The sequence below is a fragment of the Methylobacterium sp. J-090 genome (genome assembly GCF_022829345.1).
Taxonomy (GTDB): domain Bacteria; phylum Pseudomonadota; class Alphaproteobacteria; order Rhizobiales; family Beijerinckiaceae; genus Methylobacterium.
The window spans coordinates 89,839-100,131 of sequence record NZ_JAKSXV010000097.1; the positions used below are offsets into that span (position 1 = coordinate 89,839).

Consider the following 10,293-nt stretch of genomic DNA (forward strand, 5'->3'; position numbering starts at 1 on the left):
CAAGCCCCCCCCGCGTGAGAAAGCCCCCCACGTGCGAAAGTCCCCCCGCGACTGCGAGCGTTCCGGCCGTGCGAGCGTTCCGGCGCCGCGGAATGCCGTGGTCGTTAACCTTAAAGGTATTAACCTTAAATAACAGTTAAGCGGGCGGTCTTCGGGGAGGCGGCATAGTGTATGCGCCAGGGTGAAGAATTCCTTCGTGGTACGGCCCGCCGTGTCCCGAAATGGAACTCGCCCCGCAGACGCCCCCAGGGCCGTGCCATCGCAGGACACCATGAAGCATCCGACGAGTCGCCTGCTCCACAGTTACTGGGACGGCCTTCGCCGGGAGCGGGCCGCCCCCGAGCGCAGCGAGATCGAGCCCGGCGCGATCCGCCACCTGCTGGCCGACAGCCTGATCCTCGAGGTCGACGTGCCGGGCAGCGCCGCCGCGATTCGCCTCGCCGGGACCCGCGTCTGCGCGCTGTTCGGGCGCGAGCTGCGCACCAACGCCTTCTCGGACCTGTGGGGCGCGCCCGACGCCGACCCCTGGCGCCTCGTGGAGACCGTCGCGGTGGACACCCTCGGGGTCGTGGCCGGCCTGACGGGAACCACGGTGCGCAACGAGACCATCGACCTCGAACTCATCCTCCTGCCCCTGCGCCACCGGGGCCAGACCCAGACGCGCATCCTCGGCGCCCTCAGCCCGCATTGCGTGCCGCACTGGCTCGGCCTGCGTCCGGTCACGCGCCTGCGCACCAGCTCCCTGCGGGTGCTCGACCCCCATCCCAGGCGCGCGGACGATGCCGAGGCGGCCCTGCGCAACCTGCCGACCCCCGCCAACGACGCCCTGCCCTTCCGCCGCGGGCACCTCCTCGTCCATCCCGGCGGACGGGGGTGAGAACGGAGCCGGATGTGCTCGATTCATCGCGATCGTCATCCATCGCGATCGTCCGATGCGACGGCCGATGGCCTCACAGGCAAGTCCTCACGACTTCGACTTGTCCGATTCCAAGACCGCCGGGCGAGTAGAGTCCGCTCGGCGCAGGTGTTGTCGAGCCGGGACCCGTCGGCGCGAAAATACACGTAGGGCGTGATCCCGATCGGATCGCGGAAGAGTTTCGTAACCAGCACCGCCTAGGGTCCGTTACCGTTACGAAACCGAGACCTTGGTCCATCATGCTTGAGGCCCTCGTACGACCCGAAGTGAAACTGACGCGCGGTGTCCGTGCGTCGGATCTGCGCCGCCATCAGCGGGTCAAGGTCGCCCTGCTCGGTCGTTACATGCTGTCGGATCGCAGGGAATTCCCGTGCCAGACCGTGGACATGTCGCCGGGCGGCGTCCGCATGACCTGTGCGGAGCCGGGTCTCATCGACGAGCGCGTGGTGCTGTACCTGGAGGAGATCGGCCGCCTGGAAGGCGTCGTCGCCCGCCTGATGCCCGAGGGCTTCGCCGTGCGCCTCAGCGCCACCCCGCGCAAGCGCGAGAAGATCGCGTCCCAGCTGACCTGGCTCGCCAACCGCGAGAGCCTCGGCCTGCCCGAGGGCCGCACCCACGAGCGCCTCAAGCCCGATACGCCCGGCGTGACCCTGCGCCTCGAGACGGGGCGCGAGATTCCGGCCCGGATCATCGACGTCTCCATGTCCGGCGTCGCCCTCAGCGCCGGCATCGCCCCGGCTTTGGGCAGCAGCGTCGTCGTCGGGCGGACCCCCGGGCGCGTGGTGCGCCATTTCGAGGGGGGCGTCGGCGTGAACTTCCTCCTGCCGATCTCCCCGGACCGCTTCCACGAGGGCCTTCGGCTCTGACCATCGTTCCGGTCCCGCCACGGGCCAGCACGATGGTTTCCGTTTCCTGAAATCCGCCGCGCAACTGCTAACGATCGTGGAAGCGGCGGGTTGGTCCTGTCGCGCGAGAGCCGGGGGGCCGGGCCGATTCGATAAAATTGCGCGGATCGGCTTCAGCGCGGCGGAGGAGCCGTCCCCGCATCCTGACCCTGTTGACGACGGGGGTTGCGATGCGCGGGATGAAGTCGATCGCTCGGGGGGGCTTTGTTCTCGGGGCCCTGATCCTGGCCGTGACGGCCCTCGGCACGACCGCCTCCCGCGCGCAGACCTCCCCGACGCTTCTCGCCGCCCTGCCCGCCCCCGCGACCCTCGCGGCGCCCGTCGGGGCCGCCCGTCCCATCGCCGCCTGGGTCGCCTTCTGCGAGCGCTACGCCGCCGAATGCGCCATCGACGCGAACGAGCCGGCCCGCATCACCCTGACGCCGACGGCCTGGACCACCATCACGACGGTGAACCGCCGGATCAACGCCGCGATCCGCCCCGTGACCGACCTCGACCATTGGGGCACCCCGGACCGCTGGGATCTCGCCGAGGACGGCTCGGGCGATTGCGAGGATTTCCAGCTCTTGAAGCGCAAGCTGCTCGCCGAGGCCGGCCTGCCGCGCCGGGCCATGCGGATGACCGTGGTCATCGACGAGAAGGGCGAGGGTCACGCGGTCCTCACCCTCATCACCGACCGGGGCGACTTCGTCCTCGACAACAAGACGGGTGCCGTCCTGCCCTGGCACCGGACCGGATACGTCTTCATCAAGCGCGAGGGCACCGACGCCGTGGCCTGGGTGTCGCTGGGCGGCGTGACCTCGCCCACCACCACGGCCAACCGCTGAGATCGTACCAAATCCGGCCGATCCCTTCGGAACGGCGGATTGGGGGATGGCGGATCCGGGCTTCGCCCGGACGCCACGCAGGCTTGTGCGATCCAGCCACCGCTCCGATCGAGGAGGCCGGATCAGGCCGCGATGAGCCCGATGCATCGGCGCGCGGCGGTCGCCCGCCTGACCGCGTCGATCCCGACCATGGGCCACGCGGACGGGGGGCGGACCGGTGCCAGCACGGTTGCGCGAATGCATCATGTGCCGGAATGGAACCGGACGCGCCCTCGGCGGTTAACGGGGGTTTAACTTTACGATTGAGCGCCGGGCGCCGCCGTGCCAACTTTGCCGTATCAGCAATGGACGGCAGGGCGAACCGGATGCGGCACGCGATTCTGCACAGCCTCGGCGAACCGGCGAGGGGCACGAGGGGCACCCTTCGCGAGCGCCTCGCCCGCGCCGCCCGCCTGTCCCTCGTCGGGTCGATCCTGCTCCTCGGCGGCGCCGGTACGCAAGCGCAGCCCGTCACGGCCCGTCCCGTGGCCGCCCTGCCCGACGCGCCCGCCCTCGGCGCGGGCACCGAGGCCCGTCCGGTGGCGGCCTGGAACGCCTTCTGCGCGCGCTATCCCGGCGAGTGCGCCGTCAACGTCACGGAGCCGACCCGCATCACCCTGACGCCGGCGGTCCGGGCGACCCTCGACAGCGTCAACCGCCGGGTCAACGAGCGCATCCGGCCGATCACCGACATGGCCCATTGGGGCGTCGTCGACCGCTGGGACTTCCCCGACGACGGGTCGGGCGATTGCGAGGATTTCCAGCTCCTCAAGCGGCGGATGCTGGTGGAGCGCGGCCTGCCCCGGCGCGCCCTGCGGATGACCGTGGTGATCGACGACATCGGCGAGGGCCACGCGGTCCTCATGGTGCGCACGGATCGCGGCGACCTCATCCTCGACAACAAGACCAACGCGATCCTGTCCGGCCCGCGCACGGGCTACACCTTCATCAAGCGCGAGGGCCAGGACGGCCTGGCCTGGGTCACCCTCAACGGCGGCGCCTCGCCCGTGGCGACGGCCAACCGCTGAGCGTCACACGCCCGCGATGAGATGGGCCAGATCGAGGGCGACGCGGCCCGACATCAGGCTCCAGCCGCAGGCGATCATCGTGGCGATCATCACGAACGGGATCGGCCGGCGCTCCAGGCGCCGGCCCCGCACGGTGTTGCGCAGGATGATGAAGGGGGCGCCGAAGGCCAGCATCGGCAGGGCCGCCACGGCGGTGACGCCGCCGCGCTCGAGCAGGCTGAAGCTTGCCCGCCGCTCGGTGAACAATTCGAACGCACTGGCGAGCAGCCCGGACAGGGCGAGGCCGACGCACAGGGTCTGGATCGAGTCGAGGGCCGAGGGGCTGAGGGACATCACGCGAACGCTCCACGCTTAAAGAATAGTGAAGCCCACTCTGCCCTGCTGTTTACGAAACGTTAAGGCTTTCTTCACCTCAGGGTTAAGCCCGCGCACAGGCCATCGGCCGATGACCCGACGCGTTGGAGACGTCAGTCCTCGAGGTCGATGTCGAGGATCGCCATGGCGAAGTTGAACGAGCGGTCGCCGTCCTCGTCGTCCACGGAGACCACGCCCAGGAACTCCTCGCCGATATAGACCTCGGCCGAATCGTCCTTCTTCGGGCGGGGCACGAGGCGGATGTTGGCGTTGGCGAAGGTCCGGCGGAGGAAGTCCTGTACCTTGGTGATGTCGGTCTTGGTCACGCTGATCGCCTCTCGCATTCGGGGTCGGATCGGCCCGCGCCCGGTGGCGGTCGCGGCGCTCGAGTCCCGGACCGCTTGCCACGCCGCCGGGGCATGGGCAAGCCGAGTACGGGCGAGCCGAGTCCGGTCAAGCGGGGGAGCGGCCGCGCGTCAGATGCCCTCGGCCATGTGAATGAAGGTTTCGAGGCCGAGCAGCTGGTCCATGGCGCGGGCGGGCTCGGCGCAGCCGGCGGTGCCGACGACGCGGGCGGGCACGCCCACCACCGTGGTGTGGGGCGGCACGGCGCGCAGCACCACCGAGCCGGCGGCGACGCGGGCGCATTCCCCGACCTCGATGTTGCCGAGGATCTTGGCGCCGGCGCCGATCATCACGCCGCGGCGGATCTTGGGGTGGCGGTCGCCGCCCTGCTTGCCCGTACCGCCGAGCGTCACCGCGTGCAGGATCGAGACGTCGTCGTCGATCACCGCCGTGGAGCCGACCACGAGGCCGGTGGCATGGTCGAGGAACACCCCGCGCCCGATCCGCGCCGCCGGGTGGATGTCCGTCTGGAACACCTCTGAGGAGCGGCTCTGCAGGTAGAGGGCGAGGTCGCGGCGCTTGTGCGTCCAGTACCAGTGCGCGAGGCGGTGGGCCTGGAGGGCGTGGAAGCCCTTGAAGTACAGCACCGGCTCGATGGCGCGGGTGGTGGCCGGGTCGCGGTCGAGGACGGCACCGATATCGGCGCGGAAGATCTCGCCCAGGCGCGGATCGTCGGCGATGGCCTCGTGGAAGCCGTGGGCCACGAGCTCGGCCGGGAGCGACTGGTGGCCGAGGCGCGCGGCGACCCGGTGCGCGACCGCCGCCTCGAGGCTCGGATGGTTGAGGATGGTCGCGACGATGAAGGAGGCGAGCTGGGGCTCCTCGCGCACGAGGGCCTCGGCCTCGGCGCGCACGCGGGTCCAGATCGGATCGAGGGTCGCGACCGTCTCCCGGTCGGCGGGCCTGGTCAGGGAAGAACGGGCGGACATGGGCTCCTCCTCGAGGCCGGGACTCGGCCGATGCCGTGACGGTGACACAACTTGCGGGATCGCCGCCGGTGCCGCGGGGGCACCGCCGGCGGCAGACGGCCCCGCGCGGCCGGATGTTCCAGGGGAGCTCCCTTCAGTTCGGGAAGTACCGAGTTCGGGAAGTACCCTCGAGTTCGGGAGGCATCCTTGGCCGCCACGGCTCGACGCGGCGATCATCCATAGCGTGTGGTGCCGGGAGGCGCCGATCAAGGGCGGCGGGTGACGCACCCCGCCGAGGCGGCCCGTCTCAGGGGTTGCGGGACTGGTCCACGGCACCGAAACGCGCCTCGATGGCGGCGGCGAGGCGATCGACCATGGTCTCGACGGGAACGTCGGAGGTGTCGACCACGGAGGGCGCACGCGCGTAGAGCGGCTCGCGGCTGGCGAGCACCGCCCTGAGCTCCTGCATGGCCGACGGGTGGTCGCCCGTGGTCGCGAGGTCGCCCTGCTCGCGCACGCGCTGCATGTGCTCCTCGGGCCGTGCCCGCAGCCAGATCGTGAAGAACGCCTGCAGCAGGAGATCGTAGGTCAGGGGCTCGGCGACGATGCCGCCGCTGGTCGCCAGGATGAGGGGCCCGGGATGCTCGGTGAGGCGGCGCAGGGCCGCCTGCTCCAGGCGGCGGTAGCCCTCCTGGCCATAGATCGCGAAGATCTCCTTGACCGACAGGGCGTTCTCGCGCTCGATCTCGGCGTTCAGCTCGATGAACGCCCAGCCCAGGCGCTCGGCGACTCGCCGCCCGAGGGTCGATTTGCCCGCACCCCGCAGGCCGATCACGGCGACCCGGGGCTGCGGCGCGTCACCGCCGGCCGGGGCCTGCCCCGACAGGATGCCCTTGGCCAGGGCGATCTGCTCGCTCGACGCCTGGCCGAGGAGATCGCGGACCACGTGCCAGTCCGGCGTCGTGTCCTGGCCGGCGATGAGGTCGTCGAGGCGCACGCCCATGGCGTTGGCGACCCGGCGCAGGAGGATGATCGAGACGTTGCCCTGCCCGCTCTCGAGCTGCGCGATGTAGCGCTCGGACAGGCCGGACGTCTGCGACAGGAGCTTGCGCGAGAGTCCGCGGACGGTGCGGGCGTGCCGGACGCGCCGGCCCAGCTCTGCCAGGAAGGTCGATTCTTGTTCTGCCGCGCCGGCCATGCCGTCGTTCGTCTTCTCGATTGGCGGACAGGCCGGGGGCCTGCGCAACTCTTGATCTCAGGCCCACCGCTCTCCGACACCATAAAGTGGTAGGTCGGAGCGATAATGCTTCGGCGGAAGGATCGATATCTCTATCAGGTCCAGATCCGGAAAAATTATGTCGATGCGGCACTGTACGAAACAGGATTAATAAGCCTGCGGCGGCGTACCGAAAACCGCTTGGGCCAAAAATCCTGTGCGGTGCAGCATGTGAGGCGTGGGACGGGCGAGTGCAAGCGGTCCGGCCTCCGCACGCGAAGGGAAAATCCGGGCCCAACGGGACAAGGCGCAGCGCGGCCTGTTCCGCCGGGAAGCGGGAATGGCCCCGCAGGGGCGGCGCGAAAGACTCGAGCCGTGTCGAATCGCGAGGGAAAGTTCGTCGGGCAGGTGTGCCCGGCCGGTTTCGCGGCGCGGAAAGTGCCGCCCTACTGGTCGGCGGGCAGCGCCGAGGCTTCGAGGACCGGCGCGGCGGCGGCCTTCTTCGCGACAATCGGTCGCCCTGCCGAGGCGAGCAGGACGGCCGAGGGCCGGCGCGGCGGCAGGGGCACCTCGACGCGCTCGCTCGGCGCCGTCTCCGTCGCTAGCGCTTGCGAGGCCGCCGGCGCTTGTGAAGCCATGGGGGCCGGGGCGGGCGCGAGGGGCGCGATGGCGGCCGGCGCCGGGTCGAGGCTCGCCATCGCCGTGGGTGCGACCGAACCCGAGAGGCCGGCCGGCCGGCGCGGCGGCAGCGGAACCTCGACGCGCTCCGTCGGGATGGCGTTGGCCGTCGGGCTCGGCGCGTAGGCCAGGGCGGTGTTGGCGGCGGCGAGATTGGGATCGACGGGATTGGAGCCGACCGATGCCGTGCGGTCGAAGGCGCTGGTGAAGGCGGCGCCGGATTTGGCCCCGGAGGCGACGGTCGTCACGCCCTCGGGCACGTCCGCCTCGATGCCGAGGCGCTTGGCGGCGTAGTAGTAGCCGCGGTTGTAGTAGCCGTAGGCCCGGGCGAGGTCGCCCTTGGCGGTCTTGTAGGCGCCGGCGAGGTAGGCGATGCCGTAGCGCAGGTTCACCGCCGGATCGAACAGCCCGGCCGCGTCGCCCTGATAGCCGAGGCCGCGGGCCGTGGCGGGCTTGATCTGCATCAGGCCGAGCGCGCTGCCGCCCTTGGCGTTCGGGTTGTAGTTGCTCTCGCGCTTCACGACCGCGTGGACGAAGCTCGCCGGAACGCCGGCGGCGCGGGCCTGCTCCTCGATCAGCGCGTCGATGTTGTCCCGTGCGGCCTTGCCCTGGGCGAGGGCCGGAGCGGGCAGGATCTGGACCGGGATGGCCAACGCGGCGACGGCGAGGAGCAGGAGGCGCTGGTTCATGCGGTGACCCGGATCGTCCTTGTTCTGAACGGTCAAGGTCGGGGCCAAATGAGGCTGGAAAGCGGCTCCCTGCCCCGATTGCGGCGGCAGGCCCGGGCTTTCCCCGTGTGCTGTGGCGCACATGATACACGCTCTGGAAACATGCGCGGCGCGCCCGCGTCGAATTTCGCAGTCCGCGCAAGGGTCTGGCGCGACGGCGGCCCGCCGGGGACCTCAGGCCGGAAGGCGGTGCAAAACGAATTCGTCGATGGCGCGGGAAAAACCATCGCTGTCGTTGTCCGCGGTCACGGCACGGGCCGCCGCCCGCACGGCCGGGGCGGCGTTGCCCATGGCGATGGACAGGCCGCTGCGGGCGAACATCGGCACGTCGTTGCCGGCATCCCCCAGGGTGGCGATGCGGGCGCGGTCGATCCCGAGGCGCCGGCTCATGGCGTCGACGAAGCCCCCCTTCCCGGCGCCGGCCGGCGTCACGTCGAGGTAGTAGGGCTGGGAGCGGTGGACGTCGGCCCCCTCCCCCAGGGCGGCGGCCAGACGGGTCTCGCAGGTGGCGAGGTGCGCCGTATCCGCGCTGACCCCGACGATCTTGGCGGCGTGCTCGAGGAGCGGGTCGAGGCTGGCCACCACGGTCGGCTCCGCCCCGAGGGTGCGCCGTTCGAGGTCGGTGTAGGGGCCCCGCGGGTCGCGCAGGTTCCAGGTCCCGTGCGCGAACACCCAGATGTCGAGGCCGTCCCGCGCCAGCCGTGCGACGGCGTCCCGCGCGATGGCGGCCGGGATCAGGGTCTCCGACAGGACGCCGAAATCGGGGGCGACGACGGTGCTGCCGTTGAACGCGCCGAGCGGCAGGCGCAGGTCGAGATCCGCCACCAGGGCGGCGAGGCCCATGGGCGGCCGGCTCGACGCGACGGTGAAGCCGATGCCGGCCTCTCCGAGGCGCCGCACCGCCGCGCGGGTGGCCGGCGTCAGGCGCTTGTCCGTGGTCACCAGGGTGCCGTCCACGTCGGAGATGACGAGGGCGATGGGCGGGGCGGATGCGTCCATGGGCGGTCTATGTCTCCTGTTGGCCCTCCTCCAATCCCAAACGGACCGCGATCGTTGCGGCGATGGCGTCGGCGGGCGCGTCGATGCCGACCACGACCGCGTTCTCCTCCGCTGCCGGCGGTTCCAGGATGGCGAACTGGGTGTCGAGGAGGGCGGCCGGCATGAAGTGCCCCCGGCGATGGGCGAGCCGCCCCTCGATGAGGTCGCGGTCACCCGCCAGATAGGCGATCCTGACCTCGGGGCGTCCGCGCACGAGGGCGTCGCGATAGGCCCGCCGCAGGGCCGAGCAGACCACGATTCCGGGCTCGCGGGTCTGGAGCCGGGTGTCGATCCAGGCGCCGATGGCGGCGAGCCAGGGCGTCCGGTCGTCGTCGTCCAGGGGATGACCTGCGCGCATCTTGGCGACGTGCGCGGCGCTGTGGAAATCGTCCCCGTCGACGAAGGCCCAGCCGAGGCGCTCCGCCAGGCAGGCCGCCACGGTGCTCTTGCCCGAGCCCGAGACGCCCATCACCACGATCACGCCGGGTCCCCGGTCGAGGGAAGGGAGGGGGCCTGCCTGCATGGTGATCTCGGGTCCGAAGTCGGGGAAAGGGGCGGGCGGAAAGGGCGTGGGCGGGGAAGCGGCGGGAGCCGGTGGAGTGTGGCCCGCCCACGGGGAATGGTCCACGCCGCCGATCGAGGGGATGGACGGTGGTGGCGCCGGGAGGCACATGCGGGCATCGCGACCCCGGTGCACAGCGGGGACGATTCCGGCGCCGGGCCGGTCCTGGTGGGACTGTGACCCCCCCGCCACGGACAGGGCGGTGGCGATGGTCTAGGCAGCGGATGAGAGAAACCGACAGGCGATCCTGCATGCGCGTTCTGCCCCTGGCCCTCTGCACCGCCCTGGCGGTGTCGGGCTGCTCCTCGATCCTCCCCGGTGCGGGTCCGACGACGGGCGCCATCGTGGCCGGGGCCGACGTCTCGACGAGCGAGGGCACCGTCGCGCGCTACGAGATCGTCGATCTCCCCCCCGCCCCCGTCGCGGCTCTGCGCGGACGGCCGCGGGACATCCTGCTGGCCTCCTCCGGCGAACACCGGCCCTCCCTGGCGCCGTTCATCGGGGCCGCCGCTTTCGTCACCGTCTCGGGCGAGGCCGTGAGCGGTGCGCGCGTGCCCCTGTCCGGCAAGGGCGACCGCCTCCTCGACGTCGTCGCCACCGCCGGCGGCGTGAAGGCGCCCGTCAACGAGACCTTCGTCCGGCTCTCGCGCGGCAACCTCACCGCCACGGTGCCGCTCACCACCATCGTC

At 71.2% G+C, this 10,293-nt stretch carries 11 protein-coding genes and 1 pseudogene; 5 read left to right on the forward strand and 7 right to left on the reverse strand.

Going from position 1 to position 10,293, the window contains the following annotated elements; genetic code table 11:
• The first annotated feature begins 271 nt into the window (after positions 1-271).
• The 4 genes from MKK49_RS19490 (at position 272) to MKK49_RS19505 (ending at position 3,715) form a co-directional block, all read left to right on the forward strand.
• Entirely contained in the window at positions 272-877 is a 606-nt protein-coding gene (locus tag MKK49_RS19490) for a PAS domain-containing protein (protein WP_244031401.1), read from the forward strand.
• A gap of 278 nt (positions 878-1,155) precedes the next feature.
• Positions 1,156-1,782, forward strand: coding sequence for a PilZ domain-containing protein (locus tag MKK49_RS19495; protein WP_244031402.1), 627 nt, complete (start codon positions 1,156-1,158; stop codon positions 1,780-1,782).
• A gap of 218 nt (positions 1,783-2,000) precedes the next feature.
• Entirely contained in the window at positions 2,001-2,648 is a 648-nt protein-coding gene (locus MKK49_RS19500) for a transglutaminase-like cysteine peptidase (protein WP_244031403.1), read from the forward strand.
• A gap of 365 nt (positions 2,649-3,013) precedes the next feature.
• The gene (locus tag MKK49_RS19505) at positions 3,014-3,715 is read left to right on the forward strand and encodes a transglutaminase-like cysteine peptidase (RefSeq protein ID WP_244031404.1); all 702 of its coding nucleotides are present in this window, start codon (positions 3,014-3,016) and stop codon (positions 3,713-3,715) included.
• 3 nt (positions 3,716-3,718) lie between these two features.
• Here the strand turns inward: MKK49_RS19505 and MKK49_RS19510 are convergent, their stop codons facing one another.
• The 7 genes from MKK49_RS19510 to MKK49_RS19540 all read right to left on the reverse strand — a co-directional run bounded on the left by MKK49_RS19510 (position 3,719) and on the right by MKK49_RS19540 (position 9,565).
• On the reverse strand, positions 3,719-4,048 hold the full coding sequence (locus tag MKK49_RS19510) for a DUF6949 family protein (RefSeq protein ID WP_244031434.1): 330 nt from the start codon (positions 4,046-4,048) through the stop codon (positions 3,719-3,721).
• A gap of 134 nt (positions 4,049-4,182) precedes the next feature.
• Positions 4,183-4,395 carry a DUF3126 family protein gene (locus tag MKK49_RS19515; protein ID WP_056096383.1) on the reverse strand — a complete coding sequence of 71 codons (213 nt, stop codon included), beginning with the start codon at positions 4,393-4,395 and terminating at the stop codon, positions 4,183-4,185.
• A gap of 150 nt (positions 4,396-4,545) precedes the next feature.
• Positions 4,546-5,403: a serine O-acetyltransferase gene (gene cysE / locus MKK49_RS19520; protein WP_056096482.1), complete on the reverse strand. Its 858-nt coding sequence runs from the start codon at positions 5,401-5,403 to the stop codon at positions 4,546-4,548.
• A 286-nt stretch (positions 5,404-5,689) separates the two neighbouring features.
• Positions 5,690-6,580, reverse strand: coding sequence for a helix-turn-helix transcriptional regulator (locus MKK49_RS19525; RefSeq protein ID WP_244031405.1), 891 nt, complete (start codon positions 6,578-6,580; stop codon positions 5,690-5,692).
• Positions 6,581-7,044: 464 nt separating this feature from the next.
• The gene (locus tag MKK49_RS19530; RefSeq protein WP_244031408.1) at positions 7,045-7,965 is read right to left on the reverse strand and encodes a lytic transglycosylase domain-containing protein; all 921 of its coding nucleotides are present in this window, start codon (positions 7,963-7,965) and stop codon (positions 7,045-7,047) included.
• 213 nt (positions 7,966-8,178) lie between these two features.
• The gene (locus tag MKK49_RS19535; protein WP_244031410.1) at positions 8,179-9,003 is read right to left on the reverse strand and encodes a Cof-type HAD-IIB family hydrolase; all 825 of its coding nucleotides are present in this window, start codon (positions 9,001-9,003) and stop codon (positions 8,179-8,181) included.
• 7 nt (positions 9,004-9,010) lie between these two features.
• On the reverse strand, positions 9,011-9,565 hold the full coding sequence (locus MKK49_RS19540) for a gluconokinase (RefSeq protein ID WP_244031412.1): 555 nt from the start codon (positions 9,563-9,565) through the stop codon (positions 9,011-9,013).
• A gap of 290 nt (positions 9,566-9,855) precedes the next feature.
• Here MKK49_RS19540 and MKK49_RS19545 point away from each other — a divergent pair.
• Positions 9,856-10,293: pseudogene (locus MKK49_RS19545) on the forward strand (hypothetical protein); the annotation flags it as partial.